Here is a 20,667-nt window from a genome sequence, read left to right on the forward strand (position 1 = left end):
TGTCAGCCCATGCAACCGCGTGGGCTTTCTTTTGGCACTGATAAAACAAAACTGGTAATGCCATTATCGGACCGCACCAGAATGTCACCGTGGTGGATTTTGGCAATAGAACGGGCAATTGCAAGTCCCAACCCAGCGCCAGCTGTGGCTCGATGCATTCGGGCTTTATCAACCCGGTAGAATCGCTCGAAAATATAAGGAAGGTTTTCAGCAGGAATCGTTTCCCCTTTGTTGATAACAGCGACTCGGGTCGCGGTGTCAGTCTCACTAATTTGGATCGTAATGGCTTCGTTATCATCACTGTGCCTGACCGCATTAGATATGAGGTTACCGATGGAGCGTTTAAGCATCTCTTTGTCACCGTGGATCCATCCACAACCTGATAGGTTGATGGTTACGCCTTTCTCTTCCCCGGCAAGCTCATAATATTCAGCCAAGTCTTCCACTAGTGGGCTAAGAGCAATATCTTCGTTGGCGGTTTGCAGCAAGTTATGCTCAGACTTGGCCAGATACAACATATCGGTAATGGTTTTGGTTAAGCGGCTTAGCTCTTCTGAGGTGGAAATCAAGCTTTCCTGATATTCGTCAGTTGTACGAGGGTGGGCGAGGATCACCTGAGTTTGGGTCATCATATTGCTTATTGGGGTACGAAGCTCATGGGCGATATCGGAGGAGTATTCGGACAAGCGCTCAAACTCTTTTTCAAGCCGTGACAGCATGTCATTAGAGACAATAACCAATTGTTGAAGCTCGCTGGGAAACAATGCAGGTTCAATACGTAAATCCAACTTCTCGGTCGAAATTTGTTGCATGTGTTCTTCGAGGTGTTTGACTGGTCGCATACCTTTTTTAACGATCAGCCATCCGAGGAAGCCACTGACGATACTGGCAAGCAAAGTAGTCCAAATGAGTACGGTAGTAAAGCTTGCCAAAAATACACGATGGTAATTGATATTAACTCCCAAAATGACATCGACGCTGGGCTCTTTATCAACCGGAAAGCGAAAGGCTCGGTAGTGGACGTCGTTTTCTTGCCAGGTGAAGCTCTTGACTGAGCGGTTGTTGAGGAAAGTGTCTGGCAAAGCAACGTCTTCAGTTTGATATTGGATTTCACCGTTGTTGATTAACCACAGCTTGGTTTCGCCAAGTTCAAAGAAGGTGCCGTATTTGGCAATAAAATCATTCTGTAATTGTAAAATATTAATGGTTTTGAATTTTTGCTCGAGGGTATATTGGTCTTGCTGATGGAAGTGGTGTTTCAATTGGTACAGGATGGCGGTACTTAAGGTACAAAGCACAAGAAGAGAGGCCGTAAAAAATGAAACGATGAGCTTCGCTGACATCGAATTGAACATACTACTTCCTTTACCCTTGTTCATCTAGCATGTACCCCATTCCACGAATGGTGTGGATTAGCTTGGGTTCGTATCCCTTGTCGACTTTTCCTCGTAGCCGTTTGACGGCGACATCAATAACATTGGTATCACTGTCAAAATTCATGTCCCATACAATTGAGGCGATTTCAGATCGCGATAGTACTTCGCCTTGGCGACGCATTAGCAACTCAAGCAAAGAAAACTCTTTGGCTGTCAGAGTAATACTGTCACCGGCACGGGTTACACGGCGTTTGAGTAAGTCTAGGTGAAGGTTGGCCACTTCAAGGGCGAGTTCTTTGGATACTGAAGGCTGCTTTCGGCGAAGGGTATTTTTGATGCGAGCGACCAGCTCAACAAAGGCAAAAGGTTTAACAATATAATCGTCTGCGCCCAGTTCAAGGCCTTTAACCCGGTCTTCGACCTGATCTCTAGCGGTCAACATAATGACCGGTGTTTCAATGTTACTGGCTCGCAGTGTGGTTAATACTTGCCAACCATTGAGTTGTGGCAACATGACATCAAGGATGATGAGGTCATAATTGGCGCTGGTGGCTTGGTATAAACCATCAACGCCGTCTGATGAGAGGTCGACAATGTAGCCCGCTTCGGTTAACCCCTTTCTGAGGTATTCACCGGTTTTGGGTTCATCTTCAATCAGCAGTAACTTCATTTTCGCCTCGACTCTTTATCATCTGGTCATTAGGGGTGGGTCCTTCAACCCCTTTTTTGCATGCGCTGTTTCAGGTATATGCGCTAGATAATTGATACCTATTAGTTATTATCGTAGCGGAAGTGCTCGTAGCGTACATTGACGTTGGCACGATATTCGATATTTCCATCAGAATTCATCATTTCATCGACGGTGACATAACCGTTGTCTTGAATGCGCAGGCTAGAAATTTCTTTCGGGCCCCATGCCATCACGCGCAGCATCTTGTGTAATTCAGCAGGTTTGCTGGTTTCCAGCACATTCAGTACATGCTGGCCTTCAGCAAAGGCAGCCTCACGTGTTTCGAATGTTTCGGTACTGACCACTCGGTCATTGCTTTGCACGCTATATTTGCTACCTGCAACCAATGGGGTTGAGGCCATTGATGGTAGACTGAATAGGACAAGTGTGGTGGCGACGGCGATAGATTTGAATGATTTCATGGTGTTTTCCTCTCTGTGTTTGACTTTACGTTAGAGAGAATAACGAATTGATCCTGACCTAATCCGGACGCCAAAATGACATTTTTGTCATGTTGAATTTATGATTGATAACGCTTTTGGAGGAAAGGATGGAACCACGCATTAGTATTATCACACTGGGTGTAACCAGCCTTGAGGCATCGTTTGCGTTTTATAGCAAGTTGGGGTTTCCATCATCGAAAACGCCTGAAGATGGTATTATTTTTTTCAAAACAGGTGGGGTTTGCCTAGCACTATATCCATTGGAAGCATTGGCTGAGGATGTATCGCCTGATTTCAAAGCAGTAAAAACCGGATTCGCCGGTGTCACGTTTGCCCATAATACCCGCTCGAAGGAAGAGGTGGATGCAGTATTAGCGCAGGCTGAGCTGGCCGGCGGTAAAGTCGAGAAACAGGCTCAGGATGTGTTTTGGGGCGGCTACAGTGGCTATTTCTCTGATCCCGACGGGTATCTATGGGAAGTTGCCTATGGTGACTGCTGGGAGTTCAATGACGATGGCAGCTTAGTGATCGACTAGAGCTAGATCAATACAAGGAAGAAAGATGATCAGACAAGTCGGTGAAACGGAAATTCAAACCAAGCATAAGGCAAGTTGTCATTGCGGGGCAGTCGAAATAGAGTTGAGTCTACCCAATGGGATAGAAAATCCCCGCCGCTGCGATTGTTCAATATGCAGGCGTAAAGGGGCAATAGTGGGGTCGGTAAAACTAGATGGTATTCGTATAATTAAAGGCCAAGATGTTCTTAAACTTTACCAATTCAATACCCATATCGCCAAGCACTACTTCTGCTCTGAATGTGGCATTTATACTCATCACCAAAGACGTTCAAATCCAGAAGAGTATGGTTACAACATAGGGTGTCTGGAAGGCGTCAACCCCTTTGAGTTAGGTGATGTGGTGACTAATGATGGTGTTAACCATCCTGCTGATAGGTAGCGGAATCAATTTATGCAACAAGCGATCTCTGGCTATCACCAGGATGAAGAGAATCACTGGGTGGCCGAGTTAAAATGCGGCCATAACCAGCATGTTAGACACCAGCCTCCGTTTATATGCCGCCCGTGGGTCAGCACTGAAGTTGGCCGAACATCAATGCTCGGATTCATGCTTGAGTGCAAGAAGTGTGATGAAGGTGCACCAGCTGATAACGGATAAGAAATAACCGGGATAAATGATTGGTCATCGTGATATTTAGTCGGTGATTTTCCTAGCAGTTTCTGACCTATTTTTGATTATTTAATAACAAGTTGCTGACAATTGAAGCATATCGCTTCATACAATGGGCGTTTCATTTTGTTGCTCAGGGTTGTCAGGGATTATGAAATCACAGGTTGCTATCGCGCTATCAGGTCTACTACTTGTTGCCACTCATTCTGTCGTTGTACACGCCAGTGATGAAGAAGAGTCAGGCCCATGGAGCGGTAATGCCAAACTGGGGTTTATTTTTACTGAAACCACCACAAGCTCGCTCTCTGTAAACTCAGGCGCCAGCCTTGCCTATGACTTTAATGACTGGCAACAAAAGGGTGAGGTGTACACTTACTACACCAGCGCAAGTGAGGGCGAGGATGGCACTAATAAGTACAACTTGAGCTATGGTTTGCGCCATTTCGTTAATGATGCTTGGTTTATTTATGGCAACAGCAAATACGAACATGACCAGTTTGCGACCTACCGTCACCAGCTCACGCTTGCTTCAGGTTTTGGTGCGACATTAATTGATACCGATGACACTAAACTAGACATAGGTGCAGGTCCTGGTTATCGATTTTCCCAGCGCCAGACCTCAGACCCTGATCTGCCGAAGAAAAAGGAAGATGAAGTGATTGCCAATGCCTTCGCAGAAGCCAATACCAAAATCAATGACAGGTTTGAGCTTGGAGGTCGTCTTGGTGTGGATTATGGTGAGGCGAATACTTCGACCAATCTAAAAGGTTTTATCAAAAACCAATTGATGGAGGACATCTCGCTCCAATTGGATTTGGAGTATATCTACAATTCTACTGTTGCCTCCGATCAAAGTAATGATGAGCTCTACAGTACGATCAGTCTAAATTATGATTTTTAAGGCGGAAGTGTTTATATACAGCTTTTTAAAAGGGAATACCCTTCCTGCAAACCTTCGCCTTGCATTGAATGAGCTGGCAACCCTCTGAATCCTGCATCTTGAGGTTAATTGGGTATACACCTGTGTAAATTATCTTTACATACGAGTAATGAAATACTGTTTGATTGACGGTGGTTTACCTTATTTTACCTATTATTTGTATCAATTTTGAGAATTCGAACGACTTAGATGATTTTGATATCTTTTATACTCTATAGATTTATAGGGAAGATAAAGAAATGAAGTCGTTAAGATATGAATGTTACCATATATTGGGTTTTGGCAACGTATTGCCCTTTACTTTCCTGTATTTTAGATGCTTATGTTGTGACTGAGGGTTGAACGCTAAAGTGTAAAGCACTGTCAGGCTGGTAAAGTATGTTCGAATTATTCGAACGACATGTTTAATTCTTAATGTTTATTTATCTTTATGTTCTAGCTAAATTTAACTCCGAGCCCAAACGAATAATTAAATGGAGAAAAGATATGCTTAAACTTACAGGTACTATGATTGCTGCGACTGTATTACTAAGCTCACCAGTGATGGCCGATTTAGACCTCGATGTTACACCACAGAATGAAGGTGCATGGGTAAAAGTGAGTGAAAACGGAGCACCAGCTAGTAACATTACCATTACTACCAATGTTCCTGGCACAGGCTCTTTCACCACGGATGAGCATGGCAGGGCTTATGTGACTATTGCATCTAATCGATCAGGTAGTGTGAAATTCAGAGCAATGGATGCAGAAGGTAACCTTGCTTACAAATCGGCGCTAATTAGCAAAGATAAATAACCGAATCAAATCTTTATGGAAGAATTGGAAACGGATATCCACCATGCCAAACGTGATATGGCTACTGTAAATGATTCAACAAGAAAAAGGCCGGAAAGACATTCAGCAGTCTTTCCGGCCTTTGTCATTTACTACTAAGAAAACGATTAGTCGTCGACAAGCCAGCCATTCGTTACGGCTAAGTCAATTTGTTCGCAAGCATATTGCCATAGCTTAGGTGTGACTTTTTCCAAGTATTCATTACGCTTGAGTACCTGTTGCTTGGTCACTGTGTGCTTTACCCAGCTGCCACCTTCGTTGGCCATGTTTTGGATAAGAGGCAAAATGCGATCCATGGCTTTAGCAAAGCGGGCATCAGCGGTTTCAGCCTGTTCGAACTCCATCCATAAGGACTTCATTTCATTGAATTGTTCGTCTGGTAACAAGCCGAACAAACGGTTGGCTGCTGCGATTTCTTTTTCTTCTTGTCCGTCAAGCTCATGCTGCTCAGCAAACGCAAATGTATCACCTGCATCGATTTCAACAATGTCATGGATCAGTAGCATCATGACTGCACGATTCACATCAACAGGTTCTTCAATGTAGCCTTTCAATACTTGTGCCATAAGAGCAATGTGCCAGCTGTGCTCTGCACTGTTTTCCTGACGGTTATTATCCGGCTTTACCATGGTTTTACGATAGATCGCTTTCAGGCGATCTAATTCATTGATAAAGGCCAGTTGTTTGTCGAGATTAAGCATACATTCCTCTTATTGCTTTTTAATTTTTGTGATGGCGTTATTTTTGGGTGACAGACAAACGTCGCACGAGGGTGGGGACAAACATCCGGGTACACGTCTTGTTTTCTTCACCTTTGGCTAATGACAGTGACAGATTCGCTGCCTGTTCAGCCATTATGTTGATCGGGTAGCGAACTGTGGTCAGTTTCGGGCTCAAATACTTGGCAATGATACCATCATCAAAACCGATCAGAGAGATATCTTGTGGTGGAGTAATGCCATTTTCCTCCAATACCGATAAACACCCTGCGGCCATATTGTCGTTGTAGGCGGCAATTGCCGTAATCGGCAAATTCTTGGAAAGAAGATTCATCATCGCATGCTCGCCGCCAGCTTCATCGGGGGAGCTGTATTCGATGTAATTGTCATCGGCTGGCAAGTTATAGGCTTGCAGTGCATCAAGGTAACCAGCACGCCGTTGCTCGGTGTCTTCGATATCATGGTTTGAACAGGCATAGCCGATATGCTGGTGACCGTTCTTGATCAGGTATTCAGTTGCGAGATATGAACCTTTATGATTATCGAGTGCAATACAGCGGTGGGCTATTTCAGGAATATAGCGGTTGATAACCACCATTCCCGGTACCTCATTGGCAAAATCAATCAGTTCCTGGTTACTCAACCCTTTGCTGTGAATGATCAGTGATTCGCAGCGGCTGTTGATGAGTAGTTCAATCGCTTCTTTTTCGGTTGTGGCGTTGTGGTAGCCATTGCCGATAAGGATTTGCTTGCCATTTTGACGTGCTATTTGGTCGATAGACTTGAGCATCAAGCCAAAGAAGGGATCAGAGACATCGCCGACAACCACGCCGATGGTATTGGTCGATTGGCTAACCAGCGCTCTGGCATTGGCATTGGGGCGGTAGCTAAGTTCTTTCATCGCTTGGGTAACCGATGAAATAGAGGCTTTACTGGCTTTGGGAGATTTATTGATTACACGTGATACCGTTGCAACGGAAACACCGGCCAGTTTGGCCACATCCTTAATCGTAGCCATGGCTACACATCCTAGCTCAAATCAAACTTGGCGCCTATTAAACACCGACAGTGTAATTGGTGCAATCATCTTGCAGTAAAAAGTCAGTGCTATTGATCATATTTATTAAAAATCAATGACAAAGATTAGTGTAACCGTTACCAACTAAGCGTCGAGGTTGTCCGGTTTCGCTTACATTTTTGGTTTGGATAAGAAGGCAGTGATTATTAGTGTTGAGGCAGGTTTTAAGTCGATGGACTCTATAATTAAAGTCAATATGTCGATGGCCAGAAATATAATAATAAGGCTTGCTGTATGGCGATAAGTTCAAACTAAGGAATTATATCCAAGGACATGAGTTGGTTATAGGTAACTCTATGAGAAGGTTAAGCTTGATTTCTTTAGCTGTTGGATTGTCCCTCGGAGTCACAGGCTGTGGAGGGGATTCTGATTCAAGCTCGTCTGGAGGTGGTGGTGAAAGTGCTCCGCTAGAGCGGGTGAGTGGTACGGTTGATTCTATCTCCTATCCTGATGAAACTCTCACAATTAATGACCATGAGCTCGATGGATCGCAGGCAACTATTACCTACGATGAAAATAGTTATACCTTTGATGAGCTTGAACAAGGGATGCAAGTTGAGGTTGAGTATCAGAATAGCCAAGCACAGCAAGTCTATCTACAACCAGCGGCAACTGGACAGGTGACCGCTGTTTCAGAAAACAGCCTATCGATTAATGGTATCAGTTACGATTATCCCGGTGCAGGGTTTAATGTCGGTGACTGGGTGATGCTGTATGGCTTGGTTGAGCCGGATGATAGCTGGAAAGTGACAGCAGTAACCGCAGTAGATGCTCAAACCACCGCTGAAATTGAGGGGGCAATTTCTGGGGTAGATCCGAGTCAAAATGTGTTCACGCTAGCAACTGTATTGGTTGATTATGCTAATGCTGCGATTGAAGATAACCGGGCATTAGAGAATGGGTTATGGGTAGAGGTGTTTGGTCAGTTTGAGGGTGACAGGTTTATTGCTGCAAATATTGATATTAGGGATAACGACGATGTGCGTAATACCGAGCTGGAAGGGATCATTACGTGGGTGAGTCCAGATCAAACCAGTTTCGACATTGGTGGTAATGTTCGGGTGCATACCAATGGCAATACTTCCTTTGATGATGGGACTCAATCAAATTTGGAAATCGGTGTCATTGTTGAAGTTGATTTGATCGAGCTTGAGAATAAGCTGTTTGCAACCCGAGTCGATTTCCAAGATCAGATCAGTGTACCGGATAATTTGGAGCTCAATGTCGAAGGGGAAGCGAGCTATGACGGCACTACGCTGAGCATAAATGGCATTACCTTTGTTATTGACGTTAATACGGAGTTTGATGACGGTATCAGCCTAGCCAATGTTCACGGGCAGTGGGTTGAATTGGACGGTAAGGCTAGCAATGGTAATTATGTGCTCAAGGAAGTAGAGCCTGAGCGTAAAGATAACGAGATTAGCCTTGAGGGCCCAGTAGAAAACAATGTGATGTGGGGCTACACCTCTTCAGATCAATCTCTGGCTCAGTTCAATGGGCAGTGGGTTGATATTGAGTGTCAGCGAGCATCAGATAATGATCTGACGTTGTGCCGGTTAGATCCAGATTGAATCAACCAACTATCCGAATAGAAAGCCTAGAGCTTAGCCAGCTCTGGGCTTTTTTATGTCACCAATTACAGTATATAATACGTCATTCTGTATGTGGGTTTATTAAGGATAATAGGATGGCTAAATCAAATTTTGAACGCCAGCGAAAGATGTTGAGGTGACGTTCAAGTGAAAGAATATCTCAGGCAGTGCCTAGTAATATAAGAAGGGGGAGTAGTCATTGACTGCTCCCCCATCGCGTTCCTATCAGTGAGGATTAGCTCACTTCTATCGGCCCACCGAACGAGGTGACCGGTGGAACGGTACCGGTGAACTTCTCAAACTCGACTAAACATGTGTTGGCACTGGTTGCCTGAGCCAGTTCTGAAGATGGAATATCCTGAGTCAGGGTATTCGGATCGCCATAGGTATCAATAGCGCCCACTTTTTCACTCAGAGGGCCATACCACGCACCTTCTTCGATACGCACCACGCCCGGTGCATAGCTGTCTGTTAGAACAGCACCAGCCAGTAATTGACCTCGGTCGTTGTAGACGCGAACCAAATCGCCGTCTTGGATGCCTTTGGCTGCTGCATCTTGCGGGTTGATGTAGATCGGCTCACGGCCTTGTACCGCGTAGGTGGCACGGAAGTCATCTGATTCACACATCTGCGAGTGCAAGCGCTTGTCAGGGTGGCAAGACTGCAGCCAGTACGGGTGTTTATCAGATCCCGGACCACCATGCGAACGCTCGCTCTTCTCGAACCACATAGGGTGGCCCTGACAGTGCTCGTAGCCAAAGCGGTCAATCTTACGGCTGGTGATTTCGATAAAGCCAGATGGGGTACCCAGTGGGTTGATCTCTGGATCTTCACGGAAATCGGCATGGCGAACCCAAGGCTTACCTTTACCTGCATCGAAGTAGCCCTGAGCCCAGAACTCATCGAATTCCGGCATATCGAATTTGGCTTTGTTGGCATCACGGCATTCGCTGTACAGCTTGCGAACCCATTCCATCTCGTCCATACCACGGGTGTATTCTTTGTGTCGACCGAAACGACGGGCCACTTCTTTCATGATCTCAAAGTCGGTCTTTGACTGGAATAATGGGTCGACCAGTTTCTGCATCGCAATCAGGCCACGGCCACTGTATGAGCCGTATACATCGATATCGTTACGTTCCCACTGGGTACAGGCAGGAAGGACGATATCTGAGAAGCGGCAGCTGGCTGTCCAAGCAAAATCAATGGTCACAACGGTTTGCAGTGCTTTGAAAGCTTGCTTCATTCTGTTGCGGTCTTGATGGTGGTGCCAAGGGTTACAGCCACTGATCACCATCATCTTGTAGTCTGGCAGGGTAACTTTTGAGCCGTTGTAGCGGATTTGTTTGCCAGGCTCTAGTAGACAGTCAATCCAGCGTGCAACTGGAATGGTGCTACTGTAACCGTTGAAGTCGTTGTTATCCCATTTAGGTTTCTGGCCTTCGTCTGGGTTACGCGGGAAACCGCCCGGTGCCGCGAAGCCTGTCGAAGGTACACCAATTGAGCTGTAGTGGTGGCCGTAAGAGATACCACCGCCCGGCAGGCCAATTTGACCGACCATGGCAGCAATAACCGCGCCCATCCAATATGGCTGCTCGCCATGCTCCTGACGCTGGATACACCAGCCAAACAACATCTGGGTACGGCCATTGACCAGCATGCGGGCGAATTCGCGGATCTTATCGGCAGATACGCCACAGATCTCTGCTGACCATTCTGGTGTTTTCTCGATCTTATCTTTGGTTTCGCCCATCACATACTGGATGAAATCATCAAAGCCCAAGCAGTACATCTTGATGAAGTCTTTGTCATACAGCTCTTCGGTGTAGAGGGTATGAGCCACACCCAGCATAAACGCCACATCAGTTTGTGGGTTGATGAACAGGTGATCATTGTTTAGGTATTTCTGGGTTTTGTTCTTTACCGGATCAACAGAAAGCACATTGATCTCGCCTTTGGCGACTTTCTCTTTCAGCTGCTCCAAATAGGCGAAAGACTCGTGGGTTTCACAGTTCCAGCCTACCTGTAGGTTTTTCACCGGATCGTTAGCCCACAGTACGATATTGTCACTGTTTTCCAGAATTTCAGACCATGAAGTACCCTGAGCATACACTTCGGTTGAGCCCAGTACGTAAGGCAAGATGGTCTGGCCTGCGCCGGTCGAGTAGTCACCGACTTTCTTGATGTAGTTACCGTGCATACCGACAACACGCTGCATGTGGTTACCACAGCTGTGGAACTGACCAGTTTGACGCCAACCGGTTTGACCGGCATGCAGTGCCCACGGACCGTAATCTTTCTGAACGCGCTCCAATTCGCGGTAGAACAAATCGATCGCTTCATCCCATGTCACGCGAACAAAGCGGTTGTTACCACGGGTTTCCGCGCTGTATTTGTGCTTCTTCAGCCAGTCAAGGCGAACCATTGGGTAGCGCACACGTGATGGGCTATAGAGAATGCCCTTGATGCCATTGAGCATCTCGGTTGGGTGCTTATCGAGCTCCAGTGGCTTGATTTCTTGTAGCTTGCCACCGTAGATATGGGCACGGAATGCGCCCCAGTGAGAACCCGATACTTTCCAAGTGCCAACGGTTTCAGCTGCCATGGCTTTGTTCGTGCCCAACAGGCTAGGACCAATCACTGATGCGGCGCTGGTGGCCACCATACCTTGTAGGAAACGTCTTCTGCTTACAGACATATTCAATTACTCCGTCAATCGCTTAGTGGTGGCCATCTGCAAAGTCAGATGAGTGTTTCTGTAGGTACTTCAGCACCAAGGCTTTACTGTCGGTATCGAAGTTAACGAATGCCATCATGCCGTTGAACATGCCTGGCCAAGTGTTGGCATCAAAGTGCGCTTCATCCGGCTGGGTGTGACACACAGAACAGTTGGTGTTGTAAGACTGTCGGGCTTTGTCCCAAATAGGTTGCGCATCGGCCATCAGTGCTTCTTTCTTCATCCATACCGTCGCGGTAACGCGCTGCCAAGGCAGGCCGGTAAGGTCATCTTCTTTACGCTCGAACTTCTCAACGACCTGATCATTAGTCGCTGACTCTTTCAGCAGTGAGGCAACGGCTATATTCATGCCGAAATCTTCCTGGATAACTCGGCCAAAGCCTTTGTCTTTACGCCAACCTGAGACTTCGACTTCAATAGCGTCAGCGGATTGATCAATGACTTTGACGGTTGATGCAGGGTTTAGCAGGCCAGCTTCTGTTGTTAGGGCTTTCTCTTCATACAATGGCAGGTGGCGGACGCTGATATACTCTTGGCCTGTTTCGAACTTAGTGCTTGATGCAAGTTGTTCTAGTTCACCAATCATGCCGCCGGAGCTATCCATGTTATTCGGCAGGTTGTGGGCAATACCTTTGTGACAGTCGACACAGCTTTGGTCGCGCTCAGCCGCTTGTTTCATCTGGATACGTGCCGTCGGGCGCATGTTGTCGAAATCCATGCTGTCGTAGTTGTGGCAGTTTTTGCACTCCAGCGATTTATTGGCAGAGAAACGATCCCATTCATGCTGGGCAAGAGCAACGCGGCGTTCTTCGAATTTTTCTTTGGTGTCTAAGTCACCGAATACTTGGGCGAACACTTCTTTGCTGGCCTGCATTTTGCGGGCAATTTTGTCGGTCCAATTGTGAGGAACATGACAGTCTGGGCAGGTGGCGCGAACACCTGAGGTGTTTTTCCAGTGCACGGTTTCTTGTAGTTCTTGGTATACATTATTTTCCATGGTGTGGCAGCCAATACAGAATTCTTCGGTATTGGTCACTTCCAATGCGGTATTGAAACCGCCCCAGAAAATAACCCCGGCAATAAAGCCGCCAAGGGTTAATACCCCAAGGCTGATATGGACACTTGGCCGAGAGAAAGTCTGCCAAGCTTTAGTGAGAAATGCTTTCATGTTGTGTACTCAATGTGTGTTTATTTGATTGTTGTTATATCGGTTTTATCCCATGTGGCCTGGAGGCCCCATGAAGAAGATCTGCATCATCCATACAAAAAAACCGTAGCCACCGACAGCGGCAACACTGAGGATGGGAAAGAGAAATACTGTGATGAAAAAGAAAGCACGCCACTCACGTTGCTTTTCATCCTTAGCAACTGTGCTGATTCCATTGTTCATAGATTTACCCGTTCTACTTTGTTAATTGAGCTAAAAGAAAAGTGTTAACAAATGTTTTAATGGGATCTTAAAATATATTTACGCGGTGATTCAATTGGACAAAAGGTATTGATTTAACCTAGTTAGTCCTTTTTTGATCTGTAACGGAAAGATGAATGGGATGCGATTTTATATAACTATTTATAGGTAGTTGTGAAAAGTTATTAACAGCTGCTGATGTTCACTTTACGTTAAATTGGTTTGTTTTTTGTTGCGCCAATGATCTCGTTCTTTAAAACAACTCGCTATACCAACAATATTGTTGGCATATTGATCGATTTAAAGTGTGATACAGATCTATATAAATATTAATGATGTGAACTAAGAGGGTATTAGATTTCGATTTGTTGGAGACAAATAAGGGATTAAATATGTTTCAGTGCGGCCTTGGTTAGACACGATTTATTACAGACTTTGATTCTATGATGATGGCTGAACCGAAATAAAAAAGCTGGCGTGTGCCAGCTTTATAGTAAGAGAACGCTTATCTTGATCTCGTTATCGTGCCACTTCGAAAGCGAGTGCTTTCTTTTCTACCTGCCTGAAAACAAGGGTAAGCATGCCATTGACCGTCAAATAAAAAACACCCGCGACGCTAAAGACCATTAACGTATCGTAGGTCTGGGCGTTGATTCGCTGTGCATACCCCATGATATCCATGATGGTAATGGTGCTGGCAAGTGATGTCCCTTTGAATACCAGAATCACTTCGTTGGAGTAAGCTGGAATCGCGCGGCGAATCGCATAAGGCAGTAATACCCCCAGCGTGGCTTTGGTATTCATTCCCAAGGCTTTACAGGCTTGCCACTGGCCGGAAGGGATGGCATTAAACGCCCCCTTGAACAATTGCGTGCTGTATGCTGCCGTGTTGAGCGCGAGCGCAAGCATTGCACAGAACCAAGGTTGGCTTAGCCAGTGCCACAATACGCTTTCACGAACCCACTCAAACTGGCCCGGGCCGTAGTAAATCAAAAAGATCTGTACCAGCAACGGGGTGCCGGTAAACAAGGTAATGATGCCTCGGCTGAGCCAGTGAAGGCCTGGCGTTTTCAAGATAAGCGTTAATGTCATCAATAACGCCAACGTACAGCCAACGATCAAGGAAACGGCTGTCAGTTCAAGACTGACCACTAGCCCTTCGAGCAGTTGCCAAACATGCTGTTCATTCATGCGTTTGCTCCTTTTACTGGGTTACCTTGTGCCGGTTTACGTAGCAATGAATTGTTTTTTATGGACCGGTTTGGTGCCGGTTTGCTTTGCACTGAGCCGCCATCTTGCACGCTAAACTTCTTGTCTAACTGCTTAACAACGCGTTGAGTGATCAATGTTATGACCAAATAAACAGCTGCTGCGCAGGCATACCAAGTAAAACTTTCGTGGGTAGCTGCTGCTGTCAGCTGAGCTTGTTTGAGTAGATCAGTAACGCCAATCAAAGAGACAAGCGCAGTGTCTTTGAGCAGTACAAGCCATTGGTTAGTCAAGCCTGGCAGGGCATGTCTAACCGCTTGTGGCAAAACAATCTTAAAGAACGCCCGTGACTTGCTGATCCCCAGTGCACTTGCCGCCTCACGCTGACCATTAGGTACAGCCTTTAGGGCACCTCGTAATGTTTGAGAGGCATAAGCGGCAAAAATAAGGGATAAGGCAATGACGCCTGATAGAAACGGGCTGACTTCGATGAAATCTCCGGTCAGCAAAAATAAGATTTGCGTTGAGCCGAAGAAGATAAACAGTACAACCAATATTTCAGGTAAGCCCCGAAGCACGGTGACCAGCGCCGTAGTAGGCCAAGCAATGGCACGAAAACGTGACGTTTCACCGCCGGCGAACAATACTGCCAAGACTAATCCAACAGTGACGCTGGCAAGGCTAAGCTGGATAGTCACCCAGCTCGCCTCAAGTAGCGTCAGAGCATAACCTGATAACGCCATAAATTACTCACCAAAGTACTTGTCGAAGATCTCATCGTACTGGCCGTTGGTTTTAACGGTTTTCAATGCTGTGTTCAGCTTGTCCAGTAGTTCTTGGTTGTCTTGGTTGATAGCGATACCAAAACCGTTACCGAAGTATTTTGCGTTGGTCACTTGATCACCGACATATACGAGGTTGTCGTTTTTCTTAAACCATTCTGCAACCACGGCGGTATCACCAAAGATAGAATCGATACGGCCATTCTGCATGTCGATAAATGCATCTTGGTAACTGGCATAAGGAACGGCAGTAACGCCATCAAGCTGTTCTGTCAGGTAGCTTTGGTGCGTTGAACCATTTTGAACACCGACACGCTTACCTTTAAGGGCTGATTGGTCTGCAACTTTGCCGTCAAGTGCAACAAAAGCGGCAGAGTTGTCGTAGTAAGCATCGGTGAAGTTCACCACTTGCTGACGCTGTTCAGTGATATCAATACCCGAGATAGCTGCATCATAACGACGGAATTTCAGTGCAGGGATCAGGCTGTCAAAAGGTTGGTTGTGGAAAGTACATTTTGCCTCAATCACATCGCACAGTGCATTGGCCAGATCAACATCAAAGCCTTGAATTTCGTTATTCTCGTCAACGTATTCAAATGGGGCATAAGTTGCTTCCATCGCAAACTTAATCTCTTCCTGAGCGGCGGCGCTAGCTGAAGCCAAACCTATTAATGTAGCCAATACAATCTTTTTCATCGCGATACTCCGTGCGTCGTTAAGTACAGCATCACGCGGGTAGATGATGCTGATAATAAGGTGGTTTAAACTTAAATTCAGTGTGCGAGGTATTCAGCAAACTCCGGTGTGGCCGGTTGGATAAATGCCTCTTTGGTGCCATGCTCCACCATGCGGCCTTTTTCAAGGTACAGCACGTGGCTGGCAATCTTCTTGGCGAAATCCACTTCGTGGGTCACCACCACTTGGGTGATACCTGTTTCACCAAGATCATTGATAATCTTGACAACCTGATTGGTAATTTCAGGATCGAGTGCGGCAGTCGGCTCATCAAACAACAATACTTCTGGCTTCATCATCAGGGCGCGGGCAATGGCAACTCGCTGTTGTTGTCCACCTGAGAGTTGTAGAGGCCAAGCATCCGCTTTATCCGCGAGCTGTAACCTTGCAAGCAAGGCCATGGCTTCATCTGTCGCCTGTTGTTTGGTAACGCCAGCGACTTTAACTGGGGCTTCAATCAAATTATCCATGACTGTTAGGTGAGGCCATAGGTTGTACTGCTGAAAAACCATGCCGACTTTACGTCTTAGTTTAAGCGCTTCTTTTTCACAGATGGCGCTGGAAAAATCGTAGGCTTCATTGGCGACTTGTAACTGACCACTGCTGGCGTTTTCCAGTAGGTTCAGAACCCTTAGCAAAGAGCTTTTGCCGGCACCGCTTGGGCCAAGCAATACCAAGGTTTCCCCTTTGCCGCAGGTGAATTCAACATCATTAAGAACCTGGGTATCACCGTAGAATTTATTAACACTCTTTACTTGAATACTCATGCTGACTTACTGCATTAATCGTCACTTGATGTTTATATTACCCAGAGTGAGATCTTATGCAAGAAAAATGTATAAAAAATCCTGCTCGTTACATTTTTGTTTGATTTTTGTTCTAAATTGTCGCTACTTTTCCATTTAAATCACTGTAATTACACTTCATACGCGGCAGATATGAATGGGGAAAAAAAGTAAGTCGGTGTGATGGGAATAATTAATCATTTTTGAATTTTGTGAAGGTCATAAAATATGAAGGGAAAGGGTGGCTGATTAAGGAAATGGGAAATACGTAGATATGCAGGTAGAGACTACTGAAAAGCCACTTCAATTGAAGTGGCCTTTGAATAGATGCGTAATTTAGTGGGGCTAATTAAGATTGGTTATTTGAGTTGATAACCATTGCTAGCGCTCACTTATATTCATGCAGTTTGTGCAATGTCAGCTGTCTCACGGCGGGCTTTCACGACAAATGCGTAACCGATAAGTGCCACGAACCCAGTGATAAACATCGCAATGGTGACAGTCATCAAGCCGTGCATTGCAAATGCTGATACTAAACCGCTTGCTGCGAAACACACCATAGTTTGCAGGAAGTTAAGCAAGCCGGCTGCTGTCGCACTGCAGTTTTTAAAATCTTCCAACGCTTTGCTGATGATAAGCGGGTAGATTGCACCGTTAGCCACCGCGAGGAAACAGAATGGCACGAGGATAGGCCAAATTGTGGTTGGCTCTGTCTGAATCGAGATCATGAACATAATCGTTACGCTGGCAAAGAACAGCTTCAGGATCCACGGAAGCAGTTGCTGGCTATCGTATTTGTTCAGTAGGGTACGGCAACCGTAACCACCGATAATGAACGCAACAGTTTGCGGCGCGTAGCTCAGACCGATATCTGCACCTGAGTAACCCATAGCGGCCATTACAAATGGTGAGCCCGTTAGGTAAGCAAAGAAAGCAGCAGAACATGCAGCGAAGATAATCATGTTACCAATGAATTTTTTTGAACTCAGGATCTGAGCATAATCACGGCGCAGTTGTACTGATACTTTCTCTTGTTTCTTATCCAAATTAGCGCTTTCAGTTTCTTTTAGCGTCATGATGGACAAAACAGCACCAAAGCCAACTAGAGCGACAAAGATGCTACGCCAGCCAAACTGGTGCTCAAGCATAGCGCCTGCAAGTGGAGCAAGCGCTGGTGATAGGGCGACTAATGGCATGATAGTCGCGAATACACGCTCAGATACTTTACCTTCGTATCGGTCGATAACGACAGCTTGCCAGATAACCGTTGCGCTACATGCACCTAGAGCCTGTGCAAAGCGCGCTGCCAACATAAGCTCAACGTTCGGCGCAAAGGCACAGAATACTGAAGCGATACTGAAGAGTGTCATACCGCCCATTAGCACTTTGATACGACCAATACGATCAGACAGTGGGCCGTAAATAAGCTGGCCGAGTGCCATACCTAACAAGAAAATACTCAGAGTTAGGCCAATAAGTGATTGTGATGTATCAAAATCCTCTCGAATTACTTCGAAAGCAGGAAGGTACATGTCAGTTGCTAGGAAGCCCAGCATACTTAAACACGCAAACCACAGAGTGGTCATTTTTGAAGGTTGATTTGTCATAGTTTTATTTCACTAGCTGTTTTGTACTTTGCGGCAAGTCTATACATGGTTTTTTATGGTGTGAAACGGTAAAATTTAAACATTGCTATCAAAAAAATTGATTTGATTGTTTTTACAGCAATGTTGCACGGTTTTCTATTGTGCAGTGTGTGAGGTTGAATATTGCTCAAAGTGTACTAATTGGGCGCAACTTGTTGCATTCTTGCTGTGAAAATCAGCAATTCTGGCTGCGGCTTTTACGGGCTGGGCACGAACAAAAGGAAGAGCCTGATGTTTTCTTATAACGACTTACAAGTGATTGATGTGGTTGCTCGGCGCGGAAGTTTTTCGGCTGCTGCTGAAGAATTGCACAAAGTACCCAGCGCGATTAGCTATACCGTCAGGGTGATTGAGGAGCGGTTAGCCGTCGACTTGTTTGTTCGGCTTCACCGACAAGTGCAGCTAACGCCAGCTGGGGAGTTTTTTGTTGAGGAAGCCAGAGAGCTACTTAAGCAGATGGAGATGCTGAAATTGCAAACTCAGCGTGTTGCCAATGGCTGGTCGCAAAGTGTGTCGGTGGCGCTGGATACGGTGGTTCGTGAGAGCCGGGTAAATACACTGGTACGGGATTTCTATCGGCAATTTCCGGATATGGAGCTGCATCTGACGATGGAGGTATTCAACGGTGTATGGGATGCTTTGTCGGATGGCCGGGCAGATATTGCTATCGGTGCAACAGCAGCCGTGCCAGTGAGTGGCCACTTTGATTATCGCGACATGGGAGTATTGGAATGGCGGTTTGTCGTTAGTCCTGATCATCCTTTGGCTGAAATAGACTATCCATTGGAAGCAAAAGAGCTGGTGGAGTATCCGGCCATTTGTCTTGAAGATACGTCGCGGGTGTTACCTAAGCGAGTGACTTGGCTGATGGATAACCAGCGCCGGATCATGGTACCGAACTGGCACAGTGCGATGTCGTGCTTGAAGTCTGGACTTGGGATTTGTGTGGTGCCAGAGCATAAGGCGTTACCACTTATCGAAAGTGGTGAGTTGGTGGAAAAACAACTCGCAGTGAAACCACCGGTTAGCCCTTGTTGCTTAGCTTGGAATAAAGAAAGTCAAAACCCAGCGATTGATTGGCTGCTCGATTACCTGGGTGACAGCGAGCAGCTCCATCGCGAATGGATGCGGTAAGCCCATTCTTTGCAGCTTGTAATTATTCCGCTGGTTGCTCGCCTTCAGCACTTTCAGTTGGATTCACATCTTGCGCTTGCTCAGCTTGCTGGGCTTCCGCTTCCATCTTGGCGCGATCGGCCTTGGAGATGTAGCGTGGTTTGTTGCTGCGGTGCAACTTGGCGTTTGTTTTCTTCTGCCTTTTTTTCAGCGCTTCGTTAATTTTCTTCTTGCGGTTCATGGTTACATACCAAATCGAAATTGGCTGGCAATTCTAGGGGGAAACCGATGTGATGTGAAGGGGAATGGTTTTCTTTATGTCATTAATACAGTAAAACGCCGGGCTTCACCCGGCGTTATAGTGAAGATTATTCAAAGAGGTATTACTCCTCTTCTTCTTCAATCGGCTCTACAGGGCATCCCTCTGGCGCGGTGCCGGTTGGTACGGGCTCTTCTTCAGAGAAAAAACCAACGCCAACTTTTGCCGTTTTTGCTTTTTTCAAGCTTATTACAACTTTATCGCCAGGCTGGACATCGGGGACTGAATCACCATTATCTGTACGAAGGACAATACCACCCCCACCGCATAGGTTGGCGGAAGGATCTTCGATAGACTCTTCCCATGCGACTTCTTCAGCGAAGTATTTAAACATACTTCCCTCTGCGAAAACTTTAATAATGAAGGGAGTATTAAGATCACACAGGGTTACATTAACGCCTTCATCGTCAAAAGTTTCACAAGATTCCTGATCAACTAAGTCAACTAATGCGCCATCCGACTTTTGATTGTATTGATCGTTACTAGCAATACCGCCAACTTCAACGATTAGACGTTTTTCACCGTCATCTTCGTGTCGAATGAGAGCTTCGAAATCCCACTCTAGGTTAGCTTCAGTTGCATAATTCTTCGGGGTTACATCGGCAAAATATCGCGTATCCCCCGCTGTAGCTGTAAATGAAAGAGTTGATAGTAATACCGCAGTTGTTGCTGCCAACTTGAAGTTTGAAGACATAGTTTTCTCCGTGAAATGTAGTTTCTTTATTGATTGGCAACTAAAGAATAATTTGACGTAGATTGGTGTGGTTCTGATTATTGAGAAAAAATACAGTTAGAGAAGTTAGATATTGATGTATGGGTTTTATGTGAATTTTCACTGTTTAGTTTAAATTGAGACTGTCTCAAGAAACGGCTGTGGAAAGGTGCAAATTCGTGACAGGAGGGATAAAAAAGTGACAACAAAAAAGCGGGTTTCATGGTGACTACGGTATGTTTTCTCTACCTACTTGCCGGCTTTGTTAGACAATAGGTGCCATATAGGTATCTGACCTTTTGAATATTGGTGCCAATAAAA

21 protein-coding genes and 1 pseudogene are annotated in these 20,667 nt (G+C 45.8%); 7 read left to right on the top strand and 15 right to left on the bottom strand.

Annotated elements, in window-relative coordinates; genetic code table 11:
- Positions 1-2 precede the first annotated feature (2 nt).
- The 3 genes from L4D79_RS20175 to L4D79_RS20185 form a co-directional block, all read right to left on the bottom strand.
- Positions 3-1,355, bottom strand: coding sequence for a heavy metal sensor histidine kinase (locus L4D79_RS20175; protein ID WP_428653690.1), 1,353 nt, complete (start codon positions 1,353-1,355; stop codon positions 3-5).
- 10 nt (positions 1,356-1,365) lie between these two features.
- Complete coding sequence (locus L4D79_RS20180) at positions 1,366-2,046, bottom strand: heavy metal response regulator transcription factor (protein ID WP_428653692.1); 681 nt, start codon at positions 2,044-2,046, stop codon at positions 1,366-1,368.
- Positions 2,047-2,147: 101 nt separating this feature from the next.
- Entirely contained in the window at positions 2,148-2,528 is a 381-nt protein-coding gene (locus L4D79_RS20185; RefSeq protein ID WP_428653694.1) for a DUF3316 domain-containing protein, read from the bottom strand.
- A gap of 128 nt (positions 2,529-2,656) precedes the next feature.
- Between L4D79_RS20185 and L4D79_RS20190 the strand changes: the two genes are divergently transcribed.
- The 5 genes from L4D79_RS20190 to L4D79_RS20210 all read left to right on the top strand — a co-directional run bounded on the left by L4D79_RS20190 (position 2,657) and on the right by L4D79_RS20210 (position 5,472).
- Complete coding sequence (locus L4D79_RS20190; RefSeq protein ID WP_428653696.1) at positions 2,657-3,085, top strand: VOC family protein; 429 nt, start codon at positions 2,657-2,659, stop codon at positions 3,083-3,085.
- 25 nt (positions 3,086-3,110) lie between these two features.
- Positions 3,111-3,506, top strand: coding sequence for a GFA family protein (locus tag L4D79_RS20195; RefSeq protein WP_428653698.1), 396 nt, complete (start codon positions 3,111-3,113; stop codon positions 3,504-3,506).
- Between the two features lie 12 nt (positions 3,507-3,518).
- Positions 3,519-3,725 (top strand): DUF3565 domain-containing protein, encoded by a 207-nt coding sequence (locus tag L4D79_RS20200; RefSeq protein WP_428653700.1) that lies wholly within the window; start codon positions 3,519-3,521, stop codon positions 3,723-3,725.
- Between the two features lie 163 nt (positions 3,726-3,888).
- Complete coding sequence (locus L4D79_RS20205; protein WP_428653702.1) at positions 3,889-4,638, top strand: DUF481 domain-containing protein; 750 nt, start codon at positions 3,889-3,891, stop codon at positions 4,636-4,638.
- A 525-nt stretch (positions 4,639-5,163) separates the two neighbouring features.
- Positions 5,164-5,472: a hypothetical protein gene (locus L4D79_RS20210; RefSeq protein ID WP_428653704.1), complete on the top strand. Its 309-nt coding sequence runs from the start codon at positions 5,164-5,166 to the stop codon at positions 5,470-5,472.
- 146 nt (positions 5,473-5,618) lie between these two features.
- Here L4D79_RS20210 and L4D79_RS20215 read toward each other — a convergent pair whose 3' ends face one another.
- A complete protein-coding gene (locus L4D79_RS20215; protein ID WP_428653706.1) occupies positions 5,619-6,212 on the bottom strand; it encodes an HD domain-containing protein in 594 nt (197 codons plus the stop codon).
- A gap of 37 nt (positions 6,213-6,249) precedes the next feature.
- Positions 6,250-7,248 carry a substrate-binding domain-containing protein gene (locus L4D79_RS20220; RefSeq protein ID WP_428653708.1) on the bottom strand — a complete coding sequence of 333 codons (999 nt, stop codon included), beginning with the start codon at positions 7,246-7,248 and terminating at the stop codon, positions 6,250-6,252.
- Between the two features lie 356 nt (positions 7,249-7,604).
- Between L4D79_RS20220 and L4D79_RS20225 the strand changes: the two genes are divergently transcribed.
- Complete coding sequence (locus L4D79_RS20225; protein ID WP_428653710.1) at positions 7,605-8,879, top strand: DUF5666 domain-containing protein; 1,275 nt, start codon at positions 7,605-7,607, stop codon at positions 8,877-8,879.
- A gap of 256 nt (positions 8,880-9,135) precedes the next feature.
- On the opposite strand, the gene torA is transcribed toward L4D79_RS20225, so the two are convergent.
- From torA to punC, 8 genes and pseudogenes are all read right to left on the bottom strand, one after another.
- Complete coding sequence (torA, locus tag L4D79_RS20230) at positions 9,136-11,598, bottom strand: trimethylamine-N-oxide reductase TorA (RefSeq protein WP_428653712.1); 2,463 nt, start codon at positions 11,596-11,598, stop codon at positions 9,136-9,138.
- A 22-nt stretch (positions 11,599-11,620) separates the two neighbouring features.
- Positions 11,621-12,805: a pentaheme c-type cytochrome TorC gene (gene torC / locus L4D79_RS20235; protein WP_428653715.1), complete on the bottom strand. Its 1,185-nt coding sequence runs from the start codon at positions 12,803-12,805 to the stop codon at positions 11,621-11,623.
- A 45-nt stretch (positions 12,806-12,850) separates the two neighbouring features.
- Positions 12,851-13,027 carry a trimethylamine N-oxide reductase system protein TorE gene (torE, locus tag L4D79_RS20240; RefSeq protein WP_428653717.1) on the bottom strand — a complete coding sequence of 59 codons (177 nt, stop codon included), beginning with the start codon at positions 13,025-13,027 and terminating at the stop codon, positions 12,851-12,853.
- 537 nt (positions 13,028-13,564) lie between these two features.
- Positions 13,565-14,236 carry an arginine ABC transporter permease ArtM gene (artM, locus tag L4D79_RS20245; protein WP_428653719.1) on the bottom strand — a complete coding sequence of 224 codons (672 nt, stop codon included), beginning with the start codon at positions 14,234-14,236 and terminating at the stop codon, positions 13,565-13,567.
- A 92-nt stretch (positions 14,237-14,328) separates the two neighbouring features.
- A pseudogene (artQ, locus tag L4D79_RS20250) lies at positions 14,329-14,997 on the bottom strand (arginine ABC transporter permease ArtQ); the annotation flags it as partial.
- Between the two features lie 3 nt (positions 14,998-15,000).
- On the bottom strand, positions 15,001-15,732 hold the full coding sequence (locus L4D79_RS20255) for a lysine/arginine/ornithine ABC transporter substrate-binding protein (RefSeq protein ID WP_428653721.1): 732 nt from the start codon (positions 15,730-15,732) through the stop codon (positions 15,001-15,003).
- A gap of 77 nt (positions 15,733-15,809) precedes the next feature.
- Positions 15,810-16,538, bottom strand: a complete 729-nt coding sequence (artP, locus tag L4D79_RS20260; protein ID WP_428653723.1) for an arginine ABC transporter ATP-binding protein ArtP — start codon at positions 16,536-16,538, stop codon at positions 15,810-15,812.
- Positions 16,539-16,954: 416 nt separating this feature from the next.
- Positions 16,955-18,163, bottom strand: a complete 1,209-nt coding sequence (gene punC, locus L4D79_RS20265; RefSeq protein ID WP_428653725.1) for a purine nucleoside transporter PunC — start codon at positions 18,161-18,163, stop codon at positions 16,955-16,957.
- Between the two features lie 270 nt (positions 18,164-18,433).
- Between punC and punR the strand changes: the two genes are divergently transcribed.
- Positions 18,434-19,336, top strand: coding sequence for a DNA-binding transcriptional activator PunR (gene punR, locus L4D79_RS20270; protein WP_428653727.1), 903 nt, complete (start codon positions 18,434-18,436; stop codon positions 19,334-19,336).
- 22 nt (positions 19,337-19,358) lie between these two features.
- On the opposite strand, the gene L4D79_RS20275 is transcribed toward punR, so the two are convergent.
- Both L4D79_RS20275 and L4D79_RS20280 read right to left on the bottom strand, forming a co-directional pair.
- The gene (locus L4D79_RS20275; RefSeq protein ID WP_428653729.1) at positions 19,359-19,556 is read right to left on the bottom strand and encodes a DUF2986 domain-containing protein; all 198 of its coding nucleotides are present in this window, start codon (positions 19,554-19,556) and stop codon (positions 19,359-19,361) included.
- A gap of 142 nt (positions 19,557-19,698) precedes the next feature.
- Entirely contained in the window at positions 19,699-20,328 is a 630-nt protein-coding gene (locus L4D79_RS20280) for a hypothetical protein (protein ID WP_428653731.1), read from the bottom strand.
- Positions 20,329-20,667: the final 339 nt, after the last annotated feature.

Origin of the sequence: Photobacterium satsumensis (genome assembly GCF_050336935.1) — a bacterium.
GTDB classification, from domain to species: domain Bacteria; phylum Pseudomonadota; class Gammaproteobacteria; order Enterobacterales; family Vibrionaceae; genus Photobacterium; species Photobacterium satsumensis.